This window comes from Stenotrophomonas maltophilia, assembly GCF_047782825.1.
GTDB lineage: Bacteria > Pseudomonadota > Gammaproteobacteria > Xanthomonadales > Xanthomonadaceae > Stenotrophomonas.
Window position 1 is genome coordinate 874,320 of record NZ_CP180589.1, and the last position, 22,558, is coordinate 896,877.

The following is a 22,558-nucleotide window of genomic DNA, read 5'->3' on the forward strand; positions in this document are numbered from 1 at the left end:
AAGGACGCATGGGGGCAGCCGGCCTACTTAAGGTGGGAGCCACCATACCTCGGCACAGTGACGATTCGCTTGGGCGGCTAGACCCAAGTGTCCGCTTCTGGCCGGAAGCGGACGCTCAACAAGTGCGCTTGCCACCGCGGATCTGCGTTTTGGATGCGTCGCAGGACCGTCCTCTGCGGTCAGGACAACGTGCGCCACACCGTCTCAGTCCAGGCAGAGCCACACGCAGCAGCCGCCTTGGGCGGATTGATCGCCCGCGCTAGGTCACCCAAGGTGTACGGCTTGCGCAATAGCGCAAAGCCATGGTCGGTCTCGCGCGCCAGCAGCTCGCTGTAGCCGCTGGTCAGCACCACGTGCAGTCCTGGATACCGCTCGCGCAGCGTCTGGGCCAACTCCAGACCGCTGATGCCCGGCATGACCACATCGGAGAAGACCGCGTGGTAGAGCCCGTGATTCTGCTCCAGCTCGGCCAGAGCATCGCTGCCGTTGCGGGCCAGGAAGACGCCGCAGCCAAGCTCGCGCAATGCCGAAACCGCAAAGGTCGCCACGTCAACGTTGTCTTCTACCACCAATACGTTCAGGCCTTTCGCATCATGCAGCGAAAGCGTATCGGATGCGCTGACCGCTGCAGGTGCCTGGTCCGTCAAGGGCAGATAGAGCACGAAGGTGCTGCCTTCGCCCACCGTACTCTCCAGATCCACCTCGCCTTCTGATTGCTTGACGAAGCCGAAGACCTGGCTCAAACCTAAGCCGGTGCCTTCGCCAACCCCCTTGGTGGTGAAGAAAGGGTCGAACACTTGGCTCATCATCGAAGCTTCGATGCCACACCCGTCGTCGCTCACCGAAACCGCCGCGAACATGCCTTTGAGCGGCGGTGCGAACCTGACCGATGGCATTTCATCCACCCGGCGCACGCAGATGCGCACTGTACCGCGCTGGCCAATTGCATCGCGGGCATTCACGGCCAGGTTGATAAGTGCAGTGTCCAGCTGTGTCTTGTCCAGCAATACGTGCAGCGGCGCGTCCGCAAGGTCGAGCTGCAGGCCGACGCCGCCGCCCAGAAGCGTGCGGATGATGTCCGCTAGGCCTTCAATGCCTGCGCACAGGTCGAAAACCTCGGGTGACAGGGACTGCCGGCGCGAGAATGACAGCAGCTGGGACACAAGACTGGTCGCGCGGTCGGCTGCCGCACCGATGGCTTCGATGTGGCGCTTATGCCGTTCGTCGCCAGTGCTGCCGTAACGCAGCATGTCCACCGAACCGCTGATGACCTGTAACAGGTTGTTGAAATCGTGGGCGACAACGCCGGTCAACTGGCCGATGGCCTCCAGCTTCTGCGACTGACGCAGTTGCTCGCGCGCCCGCACCAGCTCCGCATGCGCGTGCCGTGCCTCTTCGCTAATGATTTCCACCTGCCGGGAGTGCTCGTTGCGTTCGGAGACGAATTCGGTTTGGTCACTTACTACGCACAGGATGCCGCCGACACTGCCGTCCGCTACCCGGATTGGGGAATACGAAAACGTCCAGAAGGTCTCCCGCCGCGTACCGTCCCGATCCATGAAGACGCGCAGGTTGCGGAAGCTGCGATGCGTACCGGCCATGGCATCGGCGATTGCGCTGCCGAGCTCGTCCCAGACATCGTGCCAGACGACCCTGACCGGGCTGGCCATGGCGCCATCAAGCTTATTTCCCAGCCACGGGGAAAATGCGTCGTTGAAGTAGAACAGGTTGTCCGGCCCCCACGCGATCCATAGCGGCTCGGGACAGTCCAGGATCATCGTCAGCACGGTGCGGAGTTCCGCAGGCGCAGAATCGGCCAAGCCGGCATGCACCCAGGCACTTTCCTGCAGCAGACGATACGCCTGACCATTGGGGGAGGACACGGGGAGATCGCAGCGCTGCATGTGAAGGCCTGTCGAACATGTCCTCACAGGGTAATCATGAATGGTACAGGCTGCGTGACGGGGTTCGGCCGGGTTTCCCGCTCGGTGCGTGAGGAACGCCGCGCCTGCATTCATCCGCCCGCGACACTGGAAAGACAGCCGTGTGACCGCATCGGGGATACGTTCGCAGTCCATATACCAGCCGTTGACTCGACATGCTTGCTCCGGTGCTGCCCCCTCCGCTCTCCAATCTGGTCCGGCAGCGTCTGCTGCAGATGCAGGATCTTCCCTTGCCAGGCCACGGGCACACGCTGGAGCGCTGGCGCCTGCTTGCTGCCATGGGCCACGAAGATCTGTGCTTGGCCAAGGTGCTGGAGGCTCACTACGATGCCAAGGCGATTTTGCAGGAGCTGGGGGTTGCGGTGCCTGAGGACCAGTTGCTGGCGGTTTGGGCGGCGGAAGGTCCTTCCTGCACGCTGCGCGCTGATGCAGCCGGACGGTTGCGTGGTGACAAACCATGGTGTTCCGGCAGCGACCTGGTCGATGCCGCGCTGGTGACGGTGCGCGATAGCGAAGGCGTGCAGCTATACCGCGTGGACACCTCGCAGTGGCATGGCCTGGATGAGGATCCTTGGCCGGCCACCGGCATGGGCCGGGTGCCTTCCACCACGGTGCGCTTTGACGACGCGCAGGCGGAGGTCATCGGGCCGATGAATGCCTATCTGGACCGACCCGGCTTCTGGCACGGCGGTGCAGGCATTGCGGCCGTGTGGTTTGGTGCGGCGACGGCCATCGCCGAGCGAATGCAGCATGACTGCAGTGAAGGCCTGCGCGCGCGTCTGCTGGGCAAGGCCGACCTGGCGCTGGCACCGGCCGCCGCCCTGCTGCGCGAGCTGGCCCGTTCCATCGATCTGGCGCCGCAGCTGACCCACCGGGTACAGGTGGTGCGCGTGCGCAGCGTGGTCGAGCGCGCCGCAACGCAGGTACTGGATCTGGCCGGCCGTGCGATGGGCCCGTCGCCCATGTGCATGGAACAGGCGCACGCCCGGCGCTGGGCCGACCTGACGGTGTTCATGCGGCAGAGCCACGGCGACAAGGATTGGGCCTGGCTGGGTGAGCAGAGCGCCACGCAGGTGATGCCATGGGCGCTGTAGCCATCATTCACGGCCACGGCTCGGAAGAGCGCGCGTGGGACCACTGCGACTGGCTGTGGCAGCAGCCCGCTTCTGAACTGGCCGAGCTGTGTGCGGGTGTGCGGCGCATCGTGGTTGTGGCGCCGCATCCCGACGACGAAGTGCTGGCCTGCGGCGGCCTGATGTGCGCGGCCGCCAATCTTGGCCTGGAAATGATCGTGGTGGCGGTGACCGATGGCGAGGCCTGCTACCCCGGTGAACACTGGTGGACGCCGCAGCGGTTGCGCCAGGCGCGGCGCGAGGAGCTGCGCGACGCACTGGCCGAACTGGCTATTGAGGCCAGCGCCATTGTCCATCTGGGCATCGCCGATGGGGGCGTCAGCGACCATGAGGCCGGCTTGGAAGACTGGCTGTGTCAGACCCTGCGCGACGACGATCTGGTGCTGGCGCCGTGGCGCTTCGACGGCCACCCGGATCATGAAGCCGCGGGGCGCGCGGCGTGGCGGGCGGCGCACGCGGTGGGCTGCAAGCGCCTGGAATATCCGGTGTGGGGCTGGCACTGGCTGGACCCGCACTGCGCGCACATGGCGTGGGAATCGCCTCGCCTTCTCGATATTTCCGGCGTGGCTGGGCGCAAGCGCCAGGCCATCGCCCAGTTCCGCACGCAGACCGGTGATGTCGCCCGGCTGCAGGCCGAGCCCATCCTGCCGGCCCACGTACTCACCCGTTTCTACCGTACCCAAGAGGTCTATTTCGCATGAGCGCCCAGCCGTACTTCGATGAAGTGCATGCCACTGAAGATCCTTTCGGCTACCGCAGCCGCTGGTACGAGGAGCGCAAGCGCGCGTTGCTGATGGCCAGCCTGACACGCACCGGTTTCCAGCGCGGCTGGGAACTGGGCTGCTCAAACGGGGTACTAACCGAGGCGCTGGCCAGCCGTTGTGAGCGTCTGCTGGCGACGGACATTAGCCCGCGTGCCACCTTCCAGGCGCGCCGCGCGCTGGCCCATCTGCCGCATGTGCAGGTGCATTGCGCGCAGCACCCTCAGCAGTGGCCGGCAGGCCGCTTCGACCTGATCGTCTGCAGCGAAATGGGCTACTACCTGGGCCCGGATGCTCTGGTCGAACTGCGCGACGGTGTGCATGCGGCGCTGAAAGACGATGGCCTGCTGGTGGCCTGCCACTGGCTGCCGTCCTTCCCCGGCCGTGCCAGTCGCAGCGCCTTGGTGCACGAGCGCTTGGGCCATGGGCTGCAGGAAGCCTTCTGCTACCGCGACAGCGATTTCGTGCTGCAGGGTTGGACGCGTACGCCGATCTCGCTGGCCAGCAACGAGGGGCTGAGATGATTGGCATACTGGTGCCGGCGCACAACGAGGCCGAGCACTTGGGCGCGTGTCTGCGCTCGCTGGCCTTGGCGGCCGCCCACCCGGCGCTGCGCGACGAGCCGGTGTGCATCGTGGTGGCGCTGGATGCCTGTGACGATGCCAGCGCCGCGGTCTGTCGCGCGCATGGCGTGGCCACGGTGGAGGTGCAGGCGCGTTGCGTGGGTGCCGCCCGCGCCGCTGCGGCGAATGAGCTGATCGGCAGAGGGGCGCGCTGGCTGGCGTGCACCGATGCGGATAGCCAGGTGCCTGCCGAATGGTTGGTTGCGCAATGCGATGCGGGTAGTGATGTTTTCTGCGGCGTAGTCGACCTTGGCGAGCTGGCTCCGCAGCGGGCGTGGCTTCGCGGCTGCTTCCACCGGGGCGAACGCTGGGGCGACGGCCACGGTCGTGTGCACGGCGCCAATATGGGTGTTTCGACACCGGCCTACCTCGCCGCAGGTGGCTTTGCAGCACAACGTTGTTCCGAAGACGTGGATCTGGTGCGTCGTCTGCATGCACAAGGTGCATCCATCTGCTGGGCGGGTGCGCCCATGGTGATCACTAGCGCCCGCTTGGCTGGCCGCGCCAGCGGAGGATTTGCCGACCATCTGGCCGGGCTCGCAGCGCCAACGGCCGAGGTGCAGCCCCAGCTGGCGCTGGCCATCTGAGGCTGCAGCAAGCCTCAGTTACCGTCCACCGCAAACGCGGCATGGATCAATGCCAAGTGGCTCAGTCCCTGCGGGGTGTTCCCCAGTCCCTGTTCGCCGAACGGGTCCCACATTTCAGGCATCAGGCCCACGTCATTGCGCACCCGCGAAAGCAGTGAGTGGAACAGGCGCTCGGCCTCATCCCGCTCGCCCAGCAGTCCATAGGCTTCCACCATCCAGAATGCGCAGCTGATGAAGGTGCCTTCGCACTGCTGCATGCTGCTGTAGCGCCACAGCAGATCGCCACTGGCATCGCACAGCTCGCGGCGCATGGCATCGCGGGTGGCGACGAAGCGCTCACGGCGGACGTCGGCCAAGCCGAATCGCGACGCCAGCATCAAGCTGGCATCCAGCCGATCACTGCCGGCGTGCATCACATAGCTCTGCTTGCCCTCATCCCAGCAGTGGTCGTCGATCCACTGCAGGATCCGGTCCCGCTCGCGCTGCCAACGCGGCAAGCGAGCCTGGGTGATATGGCCCTTTTCGGCGAGCTCGCAGGCGCGGCGCAGGGCCATCCAGCATTCCATCTTGGACATGGTGTAGTGCTGTAGCTCCTCCAGTTCCCAGAACCCGCAGTCCTTGCGCATCCAGCGGTCGGCGCACTCATCGGCCAGCTCGAAGAGCAGCCGCGCCGTGGCCGGGTCGAGGATATGCCCGGCTCCGATCATGCGGCTGGCCATTTCCAGCACATCGCCATACACACAGGTCTGCAGCTGGTCGGTTGCGGTATTGCCCACCCGCACCGGCTGGCTGCCGTGATAGCCGGGAACATCGATGTAACGCTCCTGTTCCACCCGTTCGCCGCGCAGGGTGTAGCAAGGCGGTACGCCGGGACGGTGTCGGCCAATGGTGGTCATCAGCCAGCTGAAACCAGCTTTGGCATCAGGTAAGGCGCCTACGCGCAGGAAGGCCTTGATGATGTAGGCCGCATCGCGCACCCAGGCATAGCGGTAATCCCAGTTCTTGTCGCCGCCTAACCGCTCGGGCAAGGACGCGGTGACTGCTGCAGCAATGGCGCCCGTGGGCGAAAACCACAGGAACTTGAGCGCCAGCGCCGAACAGATCACCTCATGGCGCTGGCGGCTGTCGCAGTACAGGTCAGCCACCCACTGCTGCCATTCGCGGTCGGAACGGTCGATGCGTGTATCGATATCCTGCAGTGGCGGGACCGGCAGCACCTCATCCTGTGAGGCCAGCAGCGCGACCACGGCTCGCTGCCCCGCGGCGACCTCCAGGCGCCCCCTCACTTCGCGATCGTCAAAGCGGTCAATCATGGTGTCTTCGGGGTAGCGCAGCATTGTCATCACCGGCCCGACGTGGTGAACGCAGCCGTTGGGCGTGTCGCTCATCCACGGCGTGCAGGTACCGGCGCGCGTCCCGGGCTGATAGTGCAGGTCGAATACCACTTCACCTTCCAGTCCTTCGATGCGGCGCGCTAGCTCGGACCAGGGCAACCGTCCGGCCGGGCCGCTGTTGAGTGACTCGGTCAGGCGGGCGCGGCCGGTGCTGGTACGGATATCAGTCTCCAGCACGTTGCTGTCCGGCCGGTAGCGCCTTGCGATGTGTTCGATCTCGCGCGCCTGCAGGACAAACCGGCCGCCTGCCGCTGCGTCCAGCAGGCGGTCGAACAGCGGCGGCGAATCCATGCCTGGCGCGCACCACCAGTCGATGCTGCCATCGGGCGCGATCAGCGCGGTGGAGCGACCATCGCCGATGGCCGCATAGGCGTGGATGGGCGCGTGGCCCTCCGTGTCACGCGCGGTGTTTACCCCTCCATCCGGAGCCGGCGTCACGGCAGAAGCATGCCGCCGGTGGCACCGATCACCTCACCCGTGATGTAGCTCGACTCCTGTGTGGCCAGCAGCACATACGCCGGGGCCATCTCCACCGGCTGGCCAGCACGCTTCAGCGGCGTCTGCGCACCGAACTCGGGAATCACCTCGGGCGGCTGTCCACCTGCGGGCTGTAGCGGGGTCCAGATCGGGCCAGGTGCAACCGCATTGACCCGGATGCCACGCTCGGCCACCTGCTGTGCCAGCGATTTGGTGAAGTTCACAATGGCGGCCTTGGTCGGTGCATAGTCCAGCAAGTTAGGCGAGGGCTGGTAGGCCTGGATGGAGGCGGTGTTGATGATCGTCGCGCCGGCAGGCAGGTGCGGCAGGGCGGCCTTGCAGACCCAGAACAATGCGTGCACGTTGGTGCGGAAGGTAGCCTCGAACTGCTCGGTCTGCAGTTCCTCGATCTTCTCCACCGCCAGCTGCTTGCCAGCGATGTTGGCCAGCACGTCCAGGCCACCGAGGCCAGCAACGGCCTTGCTGACCAGTTCGCGGCAGAATGCCTCGTCCTGCAGGTCGCCCGGCAGGGCAATTGCTTTGCGTCCCTCCGCCTCGATGAGGGCGACGACCTCGGCAGCATCGGCCTCTTCCTCGGGCAAGTAGTTCAGCGCGACGTCTGCGCCTTCACGCGCGAACGCAATGGCCACGGCGCGGCCGATGCCGGAATCCGCGCCGGTCACCAGCGCCTTGCGGCCACGCATGCGGCCGAAGCCCACGTAGCTCGTCTCGCCATGGTCGGCTTTGGGGCTGAGTTCGTGCACGGTCCCGGGGGGCGTCTGCACTTGGCCTGGATAGGTGGGCTGCGGGAACTGGGTCAGCGGGTTCTGCATGTCGTACTGGTTGCGGCTCATACGGGATTCCTTGGGGGAGGAGGGAGATGACGGGGCGAGCGTGGACTCAGAGGGTCACGGCGCCACCGGAAATGGTCAGCAACGCGCCGGAGGTATAGCTGGCGCTATCGGCGGCCAGCATCACGTATGCCGACGCCAGTTCGGCCGGCTGGCCGGGGCGACCGAAGGGTGTCTGGCTGCCGAACTGCTCGACTTCTTCAGCGGCCATGCCGGCGGGAATGAACGGCGTCCAGATCGGGCCGGGCAGCACCGCGTTGACCCGGATGCCCTTCTCGGCCAGCAGACCGGCCAGGCCGATGGTGAGGTTGGCGACCGCGCCCTTGGTGGTGGAATAAGGCAGGATGTTCGGCGTCGGCTTCTTCGAGTTCACCGAGGCCGTATTTATGACCGAGCCGCCGTCCTGCAGGTGCGGCACGCACAGCCGGGTCAGGTTGAATACCGCATGGACATTGGTGTCGAAGGTCTTGCGCCAGTCATCCATCGTGATCTCCTCGAAGGACTGGTAGTAGCGCTGGTAGGCAGCGTTGTTGACCAAGATGTCCAGGCCGCCGAGCTCGTGCAACACGCGCTTCACCAGTTGCTCGGCCTGTGCCTCGTCGCTGATGTCGCACGCGATGAGGACGGCCTTCTGTCCTGCTTCGCGGATGAGCGTGCCGATCGCCTCGGCATCGTCCTTCTCGCTCTCAAGGAACGCGATGGCAACGTCGGCACCTTCACGCGCATAGGCGATTGCCACCGCGGCACCGATGCCGCTGTCGCCGCCGGTGATCAGCGCCTTCTTGCCGGCCAGCTGGTTGTGGCCCTTGTAACTCCGTTCGCCGTGGTCGGGGCGCGGATCCATCTTCTCGGTCTTGCCGGGAAACGACTGCTGCTGCGCCTCAAAAGGCGGCTTTGGATACTGGGAGACAGCCATCGATGCGACTCCTGGGGCGAGGGAGCCACCACTCTGCAGTTACGCCGGTAAACGCGATGACCCCGCAGTGTCGCCACCGCGTGCACGGCGGTGCTACAGCGGGTGGGCGATGGTTGTCATGATGCTGTTCTCGGCCTGACGCGAGTCGAGCCGGGTGTGCTGCACCACCACTGGTACGTCTGAATCAATCACGCAGGAAAAGCCCACGCCGCGCGGTACCGGCGCCGGGTCCTGCAGGTCATTGAAGCGTTTGTGGCAGGTGCGCTGCGCTTCCACCGTGAAGTGGTAGGGTCCCTGCGGCGGGCGGTCCTCGAAAAACAGCATGAGGGAGATCCGGGCAGCCGTGGTGCCCACATTGAGGATGCAGCATGTCTCGTGGCTCTGCAGTTCGGGTTCCGGGCCATTGCTCCACGCGGGGATATAGCCTTCTGCGATGGCCCAGCGGGTCTGTCCGACGGCTGGAATGTCGGCAGCGGTCATGTTGTTGTCTCCGTCAGTGGGATCAGCTGAGAGTGACGGCGTAGCGCTTGGCGCAACGTGCAGAGAGCGTGCGCGCGCGGCGCATCAACGTGAAGCGTTCAGTGTGGTGATACTCTGCCCTCTGGCGCTGCTGCAGTCGCTGCCTATCATTGAACGCTGCTGCTTCCGCATCGTCCTGCCGCCCTACATGCCCTCCAGCGCACAGGCCGCGCGTCGTTCCGCCCGCGCCGCCGGCTATGTTTTTCCCGAGCACCTGCGCGAGCAGGCCCAGGCCCTGCCGGCGCATCCTGGTGTCTACACGTTCCATGGCCGCGAAGGTGGCCTGCCGTTGTACATCGGCAAGAGCATCAACCTGCGCACCCGCGTGATGGACCATCTGCGTACCGCGGAAGAGGCCGCCATGCTGCGCCAGTCCGAGCGCATCAGCCATTTGCCCATGGCCGGTGATCTCGGTGCACAGCTACTGGAAGCGTCGATGGTGAAAACGCAGAAGCCGCTGTACAATCGCCTGCTGCGGCGCCTGCCACGGCAGTTCAGCCTGCGCCTCTACCGGGGCGAAGTGAGCGTGATGCACTCGGCGGAGGTGGACCTGACGTCCGCGCCGATGCTGTACGGGGTCTATTCCAGCGAACGCGCCGCGCGCGAAGCCCTGCGCCGCCTGGCCGATGACAACCGGCTGTGCTATTCGCTGCTGGGCCTGGAGCGCCTGCCACCGGGGCGGCCCTGTTTTCGTTCGATGCTGCGCCAGTGCGCGGGTGCGTGCTGCGGAAAGGAGCCCCTAGCCGAGCACCAGCAGCGCTTGGCCGATGCGCTGGCCCTGCTGGAAATCGTCGAGTGGCCGTACGCCGGGCCGGTCGCCATCGAGGAATCGGGCGCTGCCATGCGTCAGTTCCACGTGGTCGAGGGCTGGTTCTACCACGGCAGTGCAAAGACGCTGGCGGCCGCACGGCGGCTGCGTCGCGACGATGCGGTGTTCGACCGCGATGCCTATCGCATCCTGCGCAAGGGATTCTCGAACGGCGAGTGGGCCGTGCACCCGCTGTAGCCGGCCGCACCGGCGCAGGTCACGTGCCGTGGACGGCAGGTTTTGTATCCCTGCCCACAGGCCCTGCAAGGAGAGAAAGCGTGACCGACCTGTTCGATCTTGGCATGCCCTGGTTCGAGTTCGTGCTGCGGGCCACGGCCGTGTACATAGTGGTGTTGCTGCTCACCCGCCTCAGCGGCAAGCGCTCCATCGGTCAGTCCGCGCCTTTCGACATGCTCGTGATCGTGCTGCTGGGCACGGCCGTGCAGAACTCGCTGATCGGCGAAGACACCTCGCTGCTGGGTGGCCTCATCCTGGCCAGCACCCTGCTGGCCCTCAACTGGTTGGTGGGCTTCGTTACCGCCCGCAGCCGCCGCATGCACCGCTGGGTCGAGGGCGCGCCGGTGGTGCTGGTGCGCAACGGCAAGGTGTTCTGGGACCAGCTGCGCCGCTGCAACGTGGCCCCGGAAGATCTGGACGTGGCGATGCGCAAGGCCGGCTGCGATGGCCACCATGACATCGCCCTGGCAATGCTGGAAACCTCCGGGGAAATCAGCATCGATTCGCGGGTGCGCTGAGGGCTCTCGTTAACAGGCGCATGCAATGGACTCCACGCGGCGCATACCCGCGGGTCACCTGCCGCGCCGCACGCGCGTGCAACGCTGCATGCTCCCACCCGAAGGAGAGCGATGATGCAGGCATTGACCTACCACGGCCGCAAGGATGTGCGCGTCGAAACCGTCCCGGACCCGGTGCTCGCTGCCGACGACGACCTCATCCTGCGCGTCACCGCCACGGCGATCTGTGGCTCCGACCTGCATCTGTACCGCGGCAAGATTCCCGATCTGCATACCGGCGATGTGCTCGGCCACGAATTCATGGGCGTTGTGGAAGAGGTCGGCAAGGGCGTCACCCAAGTGCGCCCGGGTGATCGTGTGGTCATCCCGTTCGTCATTGCCTGCGGTGAATGCTTCCACTGCCAGTTGGCAGAATACGCTGCCTGCGAGACCACCAACCCGGGCAAGGGCGCGGCTCTCAATGCGAAGGGCCTGATGCCGCCGGCGGCGTTGTTCGGCTACAGCCATCTATATGGCGGTGTGGCCGGTGGCCAAGCAGAGTTCGTGCGCGTGCCCAAGGCCAATGTCGGCCCGTTGCGCATTCCCGAGGGCGTGGCGGACGAGCAGGTGCTGTTCCTGTCGGACATCCTGCCGACCGGCTACCAAGCTGCTTTGAATGCCGGGGTCAAGCCGGGCTCGACCGTGGCGATCTTCGGTGCCGGCCCAGTCGGCCTGATGAGTGCGGCCTGCTGCCGCCTGCTGGGTGCCAAGACCATCTTCATGGTCGACCACCTGCCGTATCGGCTGGCGTTCTCGGAGCGCACCTACGGGGTGACGCCCATCGATTTCAGCAAGGTGGATGATCCGGCCGACTACATCGTCAGCCAGACCGGCGGGCGCGGCGTCGACGCCTGCATTGAGGCGGTCGGTTTCGAGGCCGAAGGCAGCGCGCTGGAAAGTGCGTTGACCGCGGTGAAGCTGGAGGGCAGCAGTGGTGTGGCGATCCGCCAGTGCATCGCGGCTGCACGACGCGGCGGTGTGGTCAGCATTCCGGGTGTGTATGCGGGTTTCATCCACGGGTTCCTGCTGGGTGATGCGTTCGACAAGGGCCTGACCTTCAAGATGGGCCAGACCCATGTGCAGGGGCTGATGCCGGAACTACTGACGGCCATCCTGGAAGGGAAACTGGACCCGGGCAACATCATTTCGCACCGGATGACGCTTGGCGAGGCCGCGCAGGGCTACGCGATGTTCGACGCCAAGGATGACGATTGCCGGAAAATCGTGCTGACGCCGTGAGCACGTCGCCGCCACTGACGCCCGACCGCCGCTACATCGTCGTGCGCGGGCGCCTGTGGCGGGCCACCAACCCCCACCTTTCGGCGCAGGAGCGGGCCACCTGGGTGGCCCGCCTGATGGACGCGCGACGGGCGGTGCAGGCCGCGATGAGGGGCGGTGATGCGGATGCGCTACGCGCGGCGCGGCGCGCGGTGGACGCGGCCAAGCACGGGCTGGGCGAGCGCGGACCGGGTTGGTGGACGGACGGCAGCAAGGACTACAACCGGTACCTGGTCAGGAACACGCCGTACGCTGCCTGGTTTGATGCGCTTTGACCCCGGTACCGCCCCCAACCCTGCGTCAGCGATGGGCTTTGCCCGAGGTGGGGTCTGCTGGCGTACGTTCGTAGTCGTCCGGATGTGCGGTCTCCTCCTGCTCCGGCATGTCGTTGCCTTTCTTCCAGCTCTGGTCGGTGCGCACCTTGTCCGGCGTATGGGCCTTGTCCTGGTCACTGGCATCGCCGGTCGGGTTGAATGGCAGCTTGCTCATGGTGAACCTCATTCGGTGTTGGCGGGCGCAGCTGGTCCGCGGCAGGGCGCAGCTGGTCCGCGGCAGGGCGCGGCGTTCCGCCTGCGGTGTACGCAGTCTACGCCGGCCACCATCAATACCGTGGGTGGTTGCCGTGTGCACGATGCGAACGTGCGGCGTACACGCGGGAATGGCCCGGCGTTGACGGCGCCTTGGCAGGGCCCGTGGATACTGCGGCCGTCGCCACACCGCAGGAGCTTCGCGCCATGACCGCTCTGGAAAACGCATCAACGCCCAAGGTTATCCGCCTTGAAACCCTGCCGCTCGATTGCGGCGAATCGGTGGTGGTGGTCGAGCTGGCCAGCGCGCCGGGCCGGGGCTGGATCAAGGCGCTGAAGCGGGTTCTGGCTGACACCGAAGGCTTGGAGTCTGCACAGCTGCGCTGCGATAGTCGCTTCGCCTACATCATCGGCGTCGAACCGGGCCAGCGCGGCATGGCGCACCGGATCAACCAGGCCTTGGCGGCGGCCAGCGAGCGGGCGTTGCCTGGCATGCCTGCAGCCGTGCCTGCTGCGGCATCCTCGACGTCGGCCTTGACGGCCCCGCCTGCCTGAGAGGGCGCGGGAACGTGGCGATATGACTCGGCTGGTACGTTCTGACCGTGTACCAACCTTCCGCATCGGTTGCGCGGGCTGGTCGTTGCCGTCGCGGGATGCCGCCGGATTCGGTGATGGGGCCAGCGCACTGCAACGTTATGCCACGCGGTTTGGGCTGGCGGAGATCAATTCGTCGTTCTATCGGCCACACAAGCCTGAGACTTACGCGCGATGGGCGCAGAGTGTTCCCGAGGAGTTTCGCTTCTCGTTGAAGATGCCCCGGGCCATCAGCCACGAATGCGGACTGAAGGGTGCTGCGCCACTGCTGGAGCCCTTCCTGCAGGGGGCAGAACAGCTGGGCGATCGCCTAGGTGCGCTGTTGCTGCAGCTGCCTCCGAGTTTGGCGTACGACGGACGCACGGCATCCGCGTTTTTCCGGGCGCTGCGCCGGCGTACCCCGGTGCCAGTGGCCTGCGAGCCGCGGCATCAGAGCTGGTTCACCGACGCAGCCGACGCCATGATGGTGACGCACGATATCGCCCGCGTCGCGGCAGATCCTGCGCGTTTCCCGCTGGCCGCTGTGCCCGGGGGCGCGCGCCACTGGAGCTACTGGCGCTGGCATGGCCGCCCGCGCATGTACTACAGCAGCTATGTCGAGGATCATCTGCGCGATCTGGCGGAGCAGGCTGGGGAAGCGGCGCAGCAGGGGCCCGTCTGGATCATCCTGGACAACACCGCACACGGCCACGCGGTGTCGAATGCGCTGCGGCTGCAGGCGCTGCTTGCGCAGCGCTGATGCCGGAGTTTCTTCACATTCTGCAGGTCCATGCGATGACCTGGCGTTGACGCGACATTTGTACATTTTGCTGCAGGCAAACCCATTCGCAATCACTATGGCAAACCGTGCAATCGCCTACGCCAGTGAGGCTCTCCCTGACCTTGACCCGCAACGCCTGACCGCCATGGTCGAAGATGCGGCCCGGTTCAACGGCGATGCAGGCATCACCGGCGTGCTGCTGTTTGACGGGCAGCGCTTCCTGCAGTACATCGAAGGGCCCGAAGACGCCCTAGGCGTGGCCTATGCACGGATATTGGGTGCCAGCAGCCATCGCGAGATCGTCGAGCTGGCCCGTGGTCGGGTAGGTCGGCGGATGTTCCCGTACTGGTCCATGCGGCTGCTGCCTGCAGACGCCCGCGAACTGAGCCAGGCGGCCTATGCCGACTGGCGTGGCTTCGTGAGACGCGCGGGCAGGGAGGGCAGCCCATGGGCGGCCATGGATCACCTCACGGCGGTGGTGCAGCCGCACTTGGCCTGAGCTGCGATGCGGCGACCGTAGCGGTCACCTATCGAGAAGCGCAATGACCTCACGCACGCCCAGCACTTGCGCGGCGCCAGAGCGTTGCAGCAGGTGCAACGCGGGCTGGCGTCGGTCGGGCATCCCAGCGGTCGCTTCCCTGACCACCACGGTGTCGTACTCCCGCGAGTTCGCATCCAGCGCCGTGGCCAGTACGCAGGAATCGAGGGCCATGCCAGCGAGGACAAGGCGCTGCACGCCCAGCTTGGCCAGCAGTACCGGCAACGGCGTCGCCAAGAACGCCGAGTGCTTCGGCTTGAGGATGAAATAGTGCTCTTGCCTCGGCGCCAGGCGCTGGGCAATGTCAGCGGCGTGCCCGCCGCGCTGGCGGCAGGCTTCAACGAGGCCCGGGAAATCCCGTTTCCATTCTCCAAAGTTGTCGTTGGCGAAGATGACGGGCAATGCCCGTTCGTCGAATGCATCCCTGAGGATCACCGCCTTTCCCGCCGCCTTGACGGCTGCAGGGCCTAGCGTGGGGCCTTCGGGGAAATCAAACAGACTGAACAGGTCGATGATGATCAGGGCGCTCTTCACTCGCATGGTCAGCGACCCTAGGTTCCTGCACTGACGCGTCGTCGTCGCCACGCCATCACTTGGCCAACCACCGCGGTCAGCAGGAGCAGTGCGTTGGTTACCACGAAGACCGTGGCGCCGAGCAGGGCACTGTAGATCGTGAACAGCGTTGAGGCGGTCATCTGGCCGAGAAACAGCCACTTGGAGACCGTTTCTGGATGGGGCGACTGCCACTGCTTCACCATCTGCCGGATCAGCGTGGCCATCAGCACGATGGTGGCCGCCCAGCCAAGAATGTCCGGATGCATGCGGGCCTCTTCAGTGCGTGACAAAGGCGGCGCCGCCATCGCAGACGGCGCCGGGGCGCGAGGAACGGGACTCAGGCAGCTTGGGCTGCCTTGGCATTGCCGCCGCCCTTGGCCAGCAGGGTCAGCTTCTCATCGGTGGCCTTTTCCTCTTCCAGCGTTTCCAGCAGCAACGGCAGCGCATCCTTGTAACCGAGCTGTTTGGCCAGTGCGGCGATGGTGCCGTATGAGGCGATTTCATAATGCTCGACCTTCTGCGCGCCGCCGATCAGCGCCGCATCCCGTACCGGGCCCTTGTCGATGGCCTCAATGACCTCCTTGCCTTCCTCGACCAGGCCTTCCATCGCCGCGCACTTGATCCGCTTCAGGCGGATACCGAGCACTTCGACGACCTGGTCGATACGCTCGATCTGTCCCTGGGTTTCCTCCAAGTGGGTTTCAAAGGCTGCCGCCAAGTCGGGGTTCTCGGCCGCACGGGCGAGGCGGGGGAGGGCCTTGGTCAACTGCTTTTCGGCACTGTAGATGTCGGACAGTTCATGGATGAAGAGGTCTTCCGCTGTCTTGATGGCCATGTCGGGCATCCTGTCGTGGAGGAGCCTGCAGGGTAGGACGTCGCTGCGGAAGGCCCGACAAGCATGGAGTGAAGGAGGTATGCCGGTTTTCTTGCCAAGTCTTCGCGTTCTCTTATCAAGCCTATGGTTGTCACGTCGGGCTGCGCATGACAAGGCGAAGTGGTCAGGCAGTCGCGGCTGAAGGGCTTCCATCACACTGCGATCGGCCACGCGCCTGCGTGTGGATGTCCGCTTTTGGCCGAAAGCGGACATTCGTTCAACGAAGGGTGAAGGGAACTTCTAGGGCCAGGATGGACTTCAACTCTCTCGTTCGCTCGCTTCTATCCGATGCGAAGATGCGCCGTAACAAGCCTCTGCGAGACTAGTGCGCGAGCCAAGTCGCTGACATTGCTCCATGGCCCATGACGTGCCCCGCACCCGCTGGTCAAATGGAACCGCCCTCGGCACCATGGGCACGACCAGCTAAGGAGTTCTTCATGCTCTACCAAGATAAGTACGTCGCCTTCATCGACATGCTCGGGTTCTCCGCACTTGTCCAAGAGTCGGCAGCCGACATGAGCAAGCTTGACGAAATAGCAGAGGCCATCGACAGGCTGAAGAACACAGCGTGCTGCAACCCAGCAACAGGACTTTTGTTCACTTACTTCAGCGACTGCATCGTCATATCAAGCAGCCGCTCTCCTGCTGGCCTTGCCGACATCCTGAGCTGCATCAGAATGTTGGCCGAGAACCTGCTAGTGGTTGATATATTGATACGTGGAGGGCTCGCAGTTGGAAGCATTCATCATGATTCTCAGATGATCTTCGGACCGGCGATGCTGGACGCCTATCGCATGGAATGTAAGGAAGCACGCAATCCCATGGTGCTCGTGAGCGAAGAGGTGCGATCGGATGCTCGCGCTGCGGGGTTAAGCAACCTGTTGACGTGGGATGACGAAGAGCCAGACCGCCACTATGTCCACTATCTGATCTCGTACAGCGCTTATGACTCTAATCCAAGGGCGGGCGTCGTGATTCTCGATAGTCAGGCCGCTCTCATCCGGCATTTCATCGCCAAGAGGCTGCTAGGCGCTCCGGGCAAGATCCTGGATAAAGCCGAGTGGATGGAACGATATTGGAACGAGAAGGTGGCGACAGGTGGAATTCTCGGGCGTGTTGACAGGGTCGCAGACCTTGTTAGGCCCAATGCGCGACCATTTCGCAGCAGACTCGCCGTTCTAGCACCGCAACCGGGCGCCACTAGTGTGGACTAGCGAATCAGGCAAGCAGCTGCCGATTCGTTGCAAAGATTCAATTCAATGGGCCATACGGAAGCACGCGCAATCCCTGATGGCAGTCGGGACCACCATCTCCCCATTGCCAGCCGCTTCTGAACCAGCGCCCGGAACGCTTCAGCGGAAGGGGCTGGTCCCTTCCGCTGGTGCCTGCCCTGGTTGCACCGGCTATGCGCGGCCACCACGTTCCCGGACACGTCTCTGCCCCCGTCCTGTTGGGCGACCAGGTGCTCGGCGGTGCATTGAAAGGCTCGGGCCTTACTGGCCTTCAGCCCGAGCTCTGAGGGTGCAGTGAGCTACATCGGCAGGCCGCAATAGAAGCAACGGCCCGATTGGGCGTAGAAGGCAGAAGTGCGAAGGGATCTGCGGCGTTTGGCGGTCATGGATGGCTCCGGAATCGAAGGATTCCCGTGCCCCCATTGGGTGGACCTCGGGCACCCGGAGCCTATTGGCTATGCGGGCACAAAACCGGCGCTTTATAGCGACTGGCTAAGGCGTTATAGCTCAGCGCTTGAGCCGCTACAAGCCCCAGATGCCGACCAGAACGGGAGGGAGTCACCGACGCCCAGTTAAGGTCGAAGCTTGGTCAGGGGGCGAGCGACGCGCTTGAGCAGGTGGAGCGGGGCGTCGCGCGTCACCTAGGGAAGTCGCGGTGTTGTAGTCCTGCTCACCCCGCTGAACTGTTCGCACGTTCAGGTCCGAGATCTCGGCTAATTGTTCTTGCGACCAATGTCGCGACTGGCGGAACTGGGAAGTGCAGGCGACAAGCTCTGACCGATCAGGTGCGCAGTTGGGAACTCAAGGGCGAGCTGGATGTGGAACCAGAAATCGAGGGCGTCTTAGGTGCGGATCCAGGAATCAAGGGCATCTTTGGGGGAGATCTGGAAATCGCGGGCGTCCTTGTGGGGAAATACGGGCGGACAGATGTGGATCTGGGGCGTTTCCGTTGTGGCAGTCAGCACGATCCTAAGCAAAAGGACAAGAATCAGGAAAACTGACAGCCATTGCCGCGTGGAAGAGACGAACGCCCTGATCCGGCCCAGCCATGATTGCGCATAATGTATATTATGTTCAATTCAACTGGCCATGGGTGCCGCTCCATAGCCCCGAGCTCCATCGGGCCTTCCCCATCCTGAAACTACACCGCCGATCCAGACTGACCGGCGCACGCAGGCATCCACCACCATCCCACCTCGCGTTCTGCGGCGTAATGCCCGGTCAAACGACCAGAATTCAACGCGCCAGCCTCAATCATCTGAGAGGCGCACATTACTCGCCGTGACGCGTCACACAAATGACCCGCAGCACCACTGCGCACCTGGATGGCCAGCAACCCGGCGTCCGCCAGATTCGGAAGCCCTCCGGTGCAGCCGCCAAGTAGCCAAGTAGCCAGATCACACAGGCCAGCTGAAATCTGAAGCACTACGGCACCCAAAGCCATGCAGAATCCAGACGCCACGCGTCCGCCTGCCGAAAGCACAACTCACCGTCCAAACCACTTTCCCGAACGGTCGGTGGCGATACAAGCCCAGGCTGCTCCCGTCCTCGCGTGCTGGGCGCAGTGGCGCCCTGGCTAGCGGACGGCCCGAATTGCGCATAATCACGCCGTTCGTCACGCAAGTCGCCGTGCCCGCCCTTCCCCGGCGGGCACGACTATCCCCATCCCCATGCTGTGACAGACGCAACCCTGGCGTCAGAGCGAGAGCGCGCCCTCTACTTCCAGGACCATGCGGCGGGCCAAGGCCAGGTTCGCCTTCTGGCGATCAAGCACCACGTAGAAGAACAGGCCCTGCTTTGCCGCCACCGGGCGCAGTACGTGGTACGCACGTCCCAGGGTGATCAGCACGTCCTCGATGTGGTCATTGAGGTTCAGTGCCGATGCCACTTTCATCTTGGCGCGCAGCACCTCTGTGTTGCCTGCGGCGGCAAGCTCCATGTCGATGCCGGCACCGGCCTGGCCAAGCAACATCCCCGATTCGTAGTCCACCAGTGCCACGGCCTGCGCGCCATTGATCTGCATCAGCGCTTCGAGCGACTGGTTGATTGACTTGTTCATGCTCATTCCTTCCTGTGTTGAAAATTCATTCCCGTACGCTGGTGGCTGCAATCGCGCCGACACACTGCCTTGCGTGCCAGAGCACCTGGCCCATCACGCACAGGCGGTTGCAGGTCACCATAAGTACGCGGGGTGTCTGACCAGGCACCATCAGCATCAGCACCTTGCCGTCATCGGCCTCCATGCTGAGTGCGTCCAGCTGGCCGGAGCCAAGTTCGCGACTCAACGCGGTGGCAAGGCCCAGCATCGAGCTACTCATGGCCGCCAGTCGCTTCTCTGATCCCTCGGCGCGCCCGGCGTAGGCCAACGGAAACCCGTCGACACTGGCCACTACCACACCAATCACACCATCAACCGCCGCCATCAGAACGTTCAGACGTGCGCCGAGGCGGCCGTCATCGGCGCTGCCCGCCGGCTGTATTGCCATGTTGTTCATCGCTCTCTACCAATGCCAGGCATTCGACCTGGCTCATCACTATGTCCATCAGGCCAATGACATCCTCTTTGCTGCGCACGTCCACCGGCACCACCGGCCACGGATGGGAGAAGGTGTCCTGCCATGCCTGACAGCCCTTCAACTGCATGGCATCGGCGCGATCGCACCGGGTCAGGCCGATGACTACCGGCAAGGATGGATCGTGCTTCAGCAACGCCTGGAGGTGCGCGCCCAGCAGCGCCTCGGGATTGCCGGTTGCGGCATCGGCCAGGACAATCGCGCCAGTAGCCCCCTGCAGCAGAATTGGCCACAGGAACGCGAATCTCTCCTGCCCCGGGCTGCCGTACAGACGCAGGCGGTGGCCGTCCGGAAGATCAATATCGCCGTAGTCCATCGCCACGGTCGTCAGTTCCTTGCTCGCCCCCAGGTCGCTGTTGCGAACTTCGGTCATCACTGCCTTTCCTTGCGCAAGAGTCTGCACAAGGGTGGATTTGCCGGCTCCCATGGGGCCCAGCACGACGATCTTGTATTCCTGCATGTCAGGCACTCCAGTGGGTGCGGACACTGCGCCAGAGGGCGACTACCGCCCCGCCCCTGGACACAGTGGATGGGCGGGCCGACGGTGCATCCACCTGCATCGCGTAGCCGCTCAGATAGGACGCATTGAAGAAGGCCTGCACCTGCGAGCTGGGTAATGCCAGTGCCTTGCTGCAGGCAGCCACGCTCATGGGCACCTTGACCATCAGGGCGCACATGCGGAAGCTGTCGGGGCGATGCGCCAGCACGCGGAAATCCGGCCAGCGCCGCAGCTTGATGCAGGTGGTTGACGACAGGGGCGCCAAGGCGCGGTTGGCGCTGCAGGCCAGAAGGCCAAGGTTCCACAACAGCGGGCGGAGCGGCACCAGGCGGCCGCAGCCGGCTTCTTCGGCAAACGAGTGCGACTCCATTGATTCCAGGCTCAGCTCACCGGGCGACTCGGACAGGGCCGTCTGCAGCCGCTGCCCGCCTTTGCCAGCGGCCTGGGCCAGGAGCGCCGTGCTTTCGCGCAGGTCGGCGAACAGCATGTCCTCGCCGCGGTGGCGAATGACGAACGCTGGGGGCGCGCAGATATCCAGCCGTTGCCGGAGTTGATCGACGATATTCGGCCCAGGGCCGTGTAGCGTTGCCAAACCAGTCATGCGTGTAGTCCCGTGCGTAGCGCATCAGCCGCCCTGCCCCTCCGCGCCGCGCCGGAAGCGCGGCGGAGAGAGGCAGGGCGACAGCCGGCTTATTAGCGGCAGCTGGGGGGCAGCAGATCCTTGGCGGCCATCGAGCCGGAGCACGTCCATGCACCGTTGTCGTCGCGCGACAGCACCAGATTGCCGCTGACCTTGGAGCTTGCAACCAGCGTACAAGTGAGCGATGCAGTGCCCGTGTTCGCCATGCTCACATCAACCGACGAGCAGCGCGGCGTGGGGGCCTGCAGGCCAAGTTCGCTAGGCGAGGTCGCCATTTGGCCTGATTCCGCATAGATGGTTTCGATACCGATCTTGCCCGGCGCCAGCTCGGCCAGCGCCGCCGACGTCTGTGCCTTCGCCGTGTAGTTCTGGTACTGCGGCAGTGCGATGGCCGACAGGATCGCGATGATGGCCACCACGATCATCAGTTCGATCAGGGTAAAACCGCCTTGGCGGCTTTTCGATGGCATGGAATGGCTGCGGGTTTTCATGAAACTCCTTGTATGCATCGTGGCCGACAATGGCCGACGTTTCTGGACGTGCCGCGGTGTCGATTCGTTCACCCGGTCCGCGTGGAGGGAATGAAAACACCACGCTGAATTGCGCGCCATGCAAGTAATTGCAAACGCCCTGCAGTGAGGGAAATATGCAATTTCTTGCAGAAGCCGAGCGCGTTGAACTGCAATTCGTAGATGTTGCATTGGCAACCAGCGAGCTCACCACCGATGCTGGTATCCAGAGCAGCGGCAGCGGAGCGCGCTTGACGCAGGGCCACTCCGCGTCCGCTGGCGATTCCAGGAGTGCTTGCCGTGGTAACCCGCGTCACGATCGCAGATGACCATCCCGTTGTGCGGCTCGGCCTCCGCATCCTTCTGGAAGCAGATGGCCGCTACCGCGTCATTGCAGAGGCCGTTGATGCAGAGGACCTGATGCGTGCACTGCAGCAGGAACTGCCCGACCTGCTCTTGACCGACCTGATCATGCCAACCGGATCGCTGCCCGATGGGCATGCCATGCTGGCGATGTTGCGGCACCACTTCCCGCAGCTCCCCATCGTGCTGATCACCACGTCATCCAACGCCCCGTCGCTGCGGCTTGCGCTGCAACGAGGCGTACGCGCGATCATTGAAAAGAATGCGCCGGCGGACCACATCCCCCACGTGCTGGCGGAGGTTCTTGGTGGCGAGACCTACCTGAGCCCGAAACTTGATCGCGTGCTGTGCGATGCAGATTGCAGCTACCCCGATCAGGCCCTTCTGTCCCGGCGCGAGCTGGAGGTGCTGCGCATGTGTGTCTCTGGCCCATCCATCACCGAGATTGCGGGGCAACTGGGCCGCACGGTCAGTACTGTCAGCCGGCAGCGTCGGGCCGCAATGGAGAAGCTGGGCATCCGCACCGATGTCGAATTGTTCGCCTACGCGCATGAGCAGGGGCTGGCCCGCCCGCCTCCCGGCGCGCGCAACGGGTCGAAGTGATGGTGCGCCAGGATTGCGCCCATGCGTGAAATCCAGCCTGTAGCCCCGTAACGCCCGCGGCGGATTTCAACGCTGGAGGAATGGAGGCAATGCGACGCGCGTCGCATTCGACCCCATCCGCTTTAGGAATAGTCGCAAAAATCGGACGAATTCGATGCCGGCCGCGACATCAGCGCGAGAATGATCGCCACGCCCAATGGGCGCCGA

At 64.5% G+C, this 22,558-nt stretch carries 30 protein-coding genes; 14 read left to right on the forward strand and 16 right to left on the reverse strand.

Annotated features, from left to right (window positions below; all coding sequences use genetic code 11):
* Positions 1-179: 179 nt before the first annotated feature.
* Positions 180-1,883, reverse strand: a complete 1,704-nt coding sequence (locus tag ACM2ZB_RS04010; protein WP_416057542.1) for an ATP-binding protein — start codon at positions 1,881-1,883, stop codon at positions 180-182.
* A gap of 290 nt (positions 1,884-2,173) precedes the next feature.
* On the opposite strand from ACM2ZB_RS04010, the gene ACM2ZB_RS04015 reads away from it, so the two are divergent.
* Genes ACM2ZB_RS04015 through ACM2ZB_RS04030 form a run of 4 tightly spaced genes read left to right on the forward strand, consistent with a single transcriptional unit; the run spans position 2,174 to position 5,047 of the window.
* Entirely contained in the window at positions 2,174-3,037 is an 864-nt protein-coding gene (locus tag ACM2ZB_RS04015) for an acyl-CoA dehydrogenase (RefSeq protein WP_416057543.1), read from the forward strand.
* Positions 3,025-3,777: a PIG-L deacetylase family protein gene (locus ACM2ZB_RS04020; RefSeq protein WP_416057544.1), complete on the forward strand. Its 753-nt coding sequence runs from the start codon at positions 3,025-3,027 to the stop codon at positions 3,775-3,777. Before ACM2ZB_RS04015 ends, ACM2ZB_RS04020 begins: the two co-directional genes overlap by 13 nt.
* Positions 3,774-4,361, forward strand: coding sequence for a class I SAM-dependent DNA methyltransferase (locus tag ACM2ZB_RS04025; protein WP_416057545.1), 588 nt, complete (start codon positions 3,774-3,776; stop codon positions 4,359-4,361). The genes ACM2ZB_RS04020 and ACM2ZB_RS04025 overlap by 4 nt, the downstream gene beginning before the upstream one ends.
* Positions 4,358-5,047, forward strand: coding sequence for a glycosyltransferase (locus ACM2ZB_RS04030; RefSeq protein WP_416057546.1), 690 nt, complete (start codon positions 4,358-4,360; stop codon positions 5,045-5,047). Before ACM2ZB_RS04025 ends, ACM2ZB_RS04030 begins: the two co-directional genes overlap by 4 nt.
* Before the next feature lie 14 nt (positions 5,048-5,061).
* Here the strand turns inward: ACM2ZB_RS04030 and ACM2ZB_RS04035 are convergent, their stop codons facing one another.
* The 4 genes from ACM2ZB_RS04035 to ACM2ZB_RS04050 form a co-directional block, all read right to left on the reverse strand.
* Positions 5,062-6,879 (reverse strand): glycoside hydrolase family 15 protein, encoded by a 1,818-nt coding sequence (locus ACM2ZB_RS04035; RefSeq protein ID WP_416057547.1) that lies wholly within the window; start codon positions 6,877-6,879, stop codon positions 5,062-5,064.
* Positions 6,876-7,772: an SDR family oxidoreductase gene (locus ACM2ZB_RS04040; RefSeq protein WP_416057548.1), complete on the reverse strand. Its 897-nt coding sequence runs from the start codon at positions 7,770-7,772 to the stop codon at positions 6,876-6,878. Before ACM2ZB_RS04040 ends, ACM2ZB_RS04035 begins: the two co-directional genes overlap by 4 nt.
* Before the next feature lie 46 nt (positions 7,773-7,818).
* Positions 7,819-8,685: an SDR family oxidoreductase gene (locus ACM2ZB_RS04045; RefSeq protein WP_416057549.1), complete on the reverse strand. Its 867-nt coding sequence runs from the start codon at positions 8,683-8,685 to the stop codon at positions 7,819-7,821.
* A gap of 93 nt (positions 8,686-8,778) precedes the next feature.
* Positions 8,779-9,165 (reverse strand): sensory rhodopsin transducer, encoded by a 387-nt coding sequence (locus ACM2ZB_RS04050; RefSeq protein ID WP_416057550.1) that lies wholly within the window; start codon positions 9,163-9,165, stop codon positions 8,779-8,781.
* A 187-nt stretch (positions 9,166-9,352) separates the two neighbouring features.
* Here ACM2ZB_RS04050 and cho point away from each other — a divergent pair, with 187 nt between their 5' ends.
* The 4 genes from cho to ACM2ZB_RS04070 all read left to right on the forward strand — a co-directional run bounded on the left by cho (position 9,353) and on the right by ACM2ZB_RS04070 (position 12,359).
* Positions 9,353-10,210 carry an excinuclease Cho gene (gene cho / locus ACM2ZB_RS04055; protein ID WP_416058618.1) on the forward strand — a complete coding sequence of 286 codons (858 nt, stop codon included), beginning with the start codon at positions 9,353-9,355 and terminating at the stop codon, positions 10,208-10,210.
* Between the two features lie 104 nt (positions 10,211-10,314).
* Positions 10,315-10,767, forward strand: coding sequence for a DUF421 domain-containing protein (locus tag ACM2ZB_RS04060; RefSeq protein ID WP_416058619.1), 453 nt, complete (start codon positions 10,315-10,317; stop codon positions 10,765-10,767).
* Positions 10,768-10,881: 114 nt separating this feature from the next.
* Positions 10,882-12,045, forward strand: coding sequence for a zinc-dependent alcohol dehydrogenase (locus ACM2ZB_RS04065; RefSeq protein WP_416057551.1), 1,164 nt, complete (start codon positions 10,882-10,884; stop codon positions 12,043-12,045).
* On the forward strand, positions 12,042-12,359 hold the full coding sequence (locus ACM2ZB_RS04070) for a hypothetical protein (protein ID WP_416057552.1): 318 nt from the start codon (positions 12,042-12,044) through the stop codon (positions 12,357-12,359). The genes ACM2ZB_RS04065 and ACM2ZB_RS04070 overlap by 4 nt, the downstream gene beginning before the upstream one ends.
* A gap of 25 nt (positions 12,360-12,384) precedes the next feature.
* Here ACM2ZB_RS04070 and ACM2ZB_RS04075 read toward each other — a convergent pair whose 3' ends face one another.
* Positions 12,385-12,573 (reverse strand): hypothetical protein, encoded by a 189-nt coding sequence (locus ACM2ZB_RS04075; RefSeq protein ID WP_416057553.1) that lies wholly within the window; start codon positions 12,571-12,573, stop codon positions 12,385-12,387.
* A gap of 245 nt (positions 12,574-12,818) precedes the next feature.
* Here ACM2ZB_RS04075 and ACM2ZB_RS04080 point away from each other — a divergent pair, with 245 nt between their 5' ends.
* The 3 genes from ACM2ZB_RS04080 (at position 12,819) to ACM2ZB_RS04090 (ending at position 14,464) form a co-directional block, all read left to right on the forward strand.
* Positions 12,819-13,166 carry a hypothetical protein gene (locus ACM2ZB_RS04080; RefSeq protein WP_416057554.1) on the forward strand — a complete coding sequence of 116 codons (348 nt, stop codon included), beginning with the start codon at positions 12,819-12,821 and terminating at the stop codon, positions 13,164-13,166.
* Positions 13,167-13,188: 22 nt separating this feature from the next.
* Positions 13,189-13,944: a DUF72 domain-containing protein gene (locus ACM2ZB_RS04085; RefSeq protein WP_416057555.1), complete on the forward strand. Its 756-nt coding sequence runs from the start codon at positions 13,189-13,191 to the stop codon at positions 13,942-13,944.
* 97 nt (positions 13,945-14,041) lie between these two features.
* Positions 14,042-14,464, forward strand: a complete 423-nt coding sequence (locus ACM2ZB_RS04090; protein ID WP_416058620.1) for a BLUF domain-containing protein — start codon at positions 14,042-14,044, stop codon at positions 14,462-14,464.
* 24 nt (positions 14,465-14,488) lie between these two features.
* On the opposite strand, the gene ACM2ZB_RS04095 is transcribed toward ACM2ZB_RS04090, so the two are convergent.
* From ACM2ZB_RS04095 to ACM2ZB_RS04105, 3 genes are all read right to left on the reverse strand, one after another.
* Complete coding sequence (locus tag ACM2ZB_RS04095) at positions 14,489-15,043, reverse strand: cysteine hydrolase family protein (RefSeq protein WP_416057556.1); 555 nt, start codon at positions 15,041-15,043, stop codon at positions 14,489-14,491.
* Between the two features lie 11 nt (positions 15,044-15,054).
* Positions 15,055-15,324 (reverse strand): hypothetical protein, encoded by a 270-nt coding sequence (locus tag ACM2ZB_RS04100; protein ID WP_416057557.1) that lies wholly within the window; start codon positions 15,322-15,324, stop codon positions 15,055-15,057.
* A 71-nt stretch (positions 15,325-15,395) separates the two neighbouring features.
* Entirely contained in the window at positions 15,396-15,893 is a 498-nt protein-coding gene (locus tag ACM2ZB_RS04105; protein ID WP_416057558.1) for a ferritin-like domain-containing protein, read from the reverse strand.
* Between the two features lie 476 nt (positions 15,894-16,369).
* Here ACM2ZB_RS04105 and ACM2ZB_RS04110 point away from each other — a divergent pair, with 476 nt between their 5' ends.
* Positions 16,370-17,146 (forward strand): hypothetical protein, encoded by a 777-nt coding sequence (locus tag ACM2ZB_RS04110; RefSeq protein WP_416057559.1) that lies wholly within the window; start codon positions 16,370-16,372, stop codon positions 17,144-17,146.
* Here ACM2ZB_RS04110 and ACM2ZB_RS04115 read toward each other — a convergent pair.
* Entirely contained in the window at positions 17,143-17,364 is a 222-nt protein-coding gene (locus tag ACM2ZB_RS04115) for a hypothetical protein (protein WP_416057560.1), read from the reverse strand. The genes ACM2ZB_RS04110 and ACM2ZB_RS04115 overlap by 4 nt on opposite strands.
* Before the next feature lie 585 nt (positions 17,365-17,949).
* Here ACM2ZB_RS04115 and ACM2ZB_RS04120 point away from each other — a divergent pair.
* Positions 17,950-18,165 carry a hypothetical protein gene (locus tag ACM2ZB_RS04120; protein WP_416057561.1) on the forward strand — a complete coding sequence of 72 codons (216 nt, stop codon included), beginning with the start codon at positions 17,950-17,952 and terminating at the stop codon, positions 18,163-18,165.
* Positions 18,166-18,860: 695 nt separating this feature from the next.
* Here ACM2ZB_RS04120 and ACM2ZB_RS04125 read toward each other — a convergent pair.
* The 6 genes from ACM2ZB_RS04125 to ACM2ZB_RS04150 all read right to left on the reverse strand — a co-directional run bounded on the left by ACM2ZB_RS04125 (position 18,861) and on the right by ACM2ZB_RS04150 (position 21,651).
* Entirely contained in the window at positions 18,861-19,223 is a 363-nt protein-coding gene (locus tag ACM2ZB_RS04125) for a hypothetical protein (RefSeq protein WP_416057562.1), read from the reverse strand.
* Positions 19,224-19,248: 25 nt separating this feature from the next.
* Complete coding sequence (locus tag ACM2ZB_RS04130) at positions 19,249-19,659, reverse strand: roadblock/LC7 domain-containing protein (protein ID WP_416057563.1); 411 nt, start codon at positions 19,657-19,659, stop codon at positions 19,249-19,251.
* Complete coding sequence (locus ACM2ZB_RS04135; protein ID WP_416057564.1) at positions 19,619-20,197, reverse strand: GTP-binding protein; 579 nt, start codon at positions 20,195-20,197, stop codon at positions 19,619-19,621. The genes ACM2ZB_RS04130 and ACM2ZB_RS04135 overlap by 41 nt, the downstream gene beginning before the upstream one ends.
* 1 nt (position 20,198) lies before the next feature.
* Complete coding sequence (locus ACM2ZB_RS04140; protein WP_416057565.1) at positions 20,199-20,723, reverse strand: hypothetical protein; 525 nt, start codon at positions 20,721-20,723, stop codon at positions 20,199-20,201.
* A 206-nt stretch (positions 20,724-20,929) separates the two neighbouring features.
* Positions 20,930-21,367 (reverse strand): pilin, encoded by a 438-nt coding sequence (locus tag ACM2ZB_RS04145; RefSeq protein WP_416057566.1) that lies wholly within the window; start codon positions 21,365-21,367, stop codon positions 20,930-20,932.
* Between the two features lie 68 nt (positions 21,368-21,435).
* Complete coding sequence (locus tag ACM2ZB_RS04150) at positions 21,436-21,651, reverse strand: hypothetical protein (RefSeq protein ID WP_416057567.1); 216 nt, start codon at positions 21,649-21,651, stop codon at positions 21,436-21,438.
* Positions 21,652-21,685: 34 nt separating this feature from the next.
* On the opposite strand from ACM2ZB_RS04150, the gene ACM2ZB_RS04155 reads away from it, so the two are divergent.
* Positions 21,686-22,351, forward strand: coding sequence for a response regulator (locus ACM2ZB_RS04155; RefSeq protein WP_416057568.1), 666 nt, complete (start codon positions 21,686-21,688; stop codon positions 22,349-22,351).
* The last annotated feature ends 207 nt before the right edge of the window (positions 22,352-22,558 follow it).

Excerpts from the sequence above, each read along its gene's own strand:
- ACM2ZB_RS04095 (WP_416057556.1), bottom strand. The coding sequence starts at position 15,043 with ATGCGAGTGAAGAGCGCCCTGATCATCATCGACCTGTTCAGTCTGTTT.
- ACM2ZB_RS04140 (WP_416057565.1), bottom strand. The coding sequence starts at position 20,723 with ATGCTGTTCGCCGACCTGCGCGAAAGCACGGCGCTCCTGGCCCAGGCC.
- ACM2ZB_RS04080 (WP_416057554.1), top strand. The coding sequence starts at position 12,819 with ATGACCGCTCTGGAAAACGCATCAACGCCCAAGGTTATCCGCCTTGAA.
- ACM2ZB_RS04100 (WP_416057557.1), bottom strand. The coding sequence starts at position 15,324 with ATGCATCCGGACATTCTTGGCTGGGCGGCCACCATCGTGCTGATGGCC.
- ACM2ZB_RS04065 (WP_416057551.1), top strand. The coding sequence starts at position 10,882 with ATGCAGGCATTGACCTACCACGGCCGCAAGGATGTGCGCGTCGAAACC.
- ACM2ZB_RS04020 (WP_416057544.1), top strand. The coding sequence starts at position 3,025 with ATGGGCGCTGTAGCCATCATTCACGGCCACGGCTCGGAAGAGCGCGCG.
- ACM2ZB_RS04030 (WP_416057546.1), top strand. The coding sequence starts at position 4,358 with ATGATTGGCATACTGGTGCCGGCGCACAACGAGGCCGAGCACTTGGGC.
- ACM2ZB_RS04045 (WP_416057549.1), bottom strand. The coding sequence starts at position 8,685 with ATGGCTGTCTCCCAGTATCCAAAGCCGCCTTTTGAGGCGCAGCAGCAG.
- ACM2ZB_RS04130 (WP_416057563.1), bottom strand. The coding sequence starts at position 19,659 with ATGAACAACATGGCAATACAGCCGGCGGGCAGCGCCGATGACGGCCGC.
- ACM2ZB_RS04060 (WP_416058619.1), top strand. The coding sequence starts at position 10,315 with ATGCCCTGGTTCGAGTTCGTGCTGCGGGCCACGGCCGTGTACATAGTG.
- ACM2ZB_RS04110 (WP_416057559.1), top strand. The coding sequence starts at position 16,370 with ATGCTCTACCAAGATAAGTACGTCGCCTTCATCGACATGCTCGGGTTC.
- cho (WP_416058618.1), top strand. The coding sequence starts at position 9,353 with ATGCCCTCCAGCGCACAGGCCGCGCGTCGTTCCGCCCGCGCCGCCGGC.
- ACM2ZB_RS04025 (WP_416057545.1), top strand. The coding sequence starts at position 3,774 with ATGAGCGCCCAGCCGTACTTCGATGAAGTGCATGCCACTGAAGATCCT.
- ACM2ZB_RS04050 (WP_416057550.1), bottom strand. The coding sequence starts at position 9,165 with ATGACCGCTGCCGACATTCCAGCCGTCGGACAGACCCGCTGGGCCATC.
- ACM2ZB_RS04125 (WP_416057562.1), bottom strand. The coding sequence starts at position 19,223 with ATGAACAAGTCAATCAACCAGTCGCTCGAAGCGCTGATGCAGATCAAT.
- ACM2ZB_RS04135 (WP_416057564.1), bottom strand. The coding sequence starts at position 20,197 with ATGCAGGAATACAAGATCGTCGTGCTGGGCCCCATGGGAGCCGGCAAA.
- ACM2ZB_RS04075 (WP_416057553.1), bottom strand. The coding sequence starts at position 12,573 with ATGAGCAAGCTGCCATTCAACCCGACCGGCGATGCCAGTGACCAGGAC.
- ACM2ZB_RS04090 (WP_416058620.1), top strand. The coding sequence starts at position 14,042 with ATGGCAAACCGTGCAATCGCCTACGCCAGTGAGGCTCTCCCTGACCTT.
- ACM2ZB_RS04105 (WP_416057558.1), bottom strand. The coding sequence starts at position 15,893 with ATGGCCATCAAGACAGCGGAAGACCTCTTCATCCATGAACTGTCCGAC.
- ACM2ZB_RS04145 (WP_416057566.1), bottom strand. The coding sequence starts at position 21,367 with ATGAAAACCCGCAGCCATTCCATGCCATCGAAAAGCCGCCAAGGCGGT.
- ACM2ZB_RS04040 (WP_416057548.1), bottom strand. The coding sequence starts at position 7,772 with ATGAGCCGCAACCAGTACGACATGCAGAACCCGCTGACCCAGTTCCCG.
- ACM2ZB_RS04085 (WP_416057555.1), top strand. The coding sequence starts at position 13,189 with ATGACTCGGCTGGTACGTTCTGACCGTGTACCAACCTTCCGCATCGGT.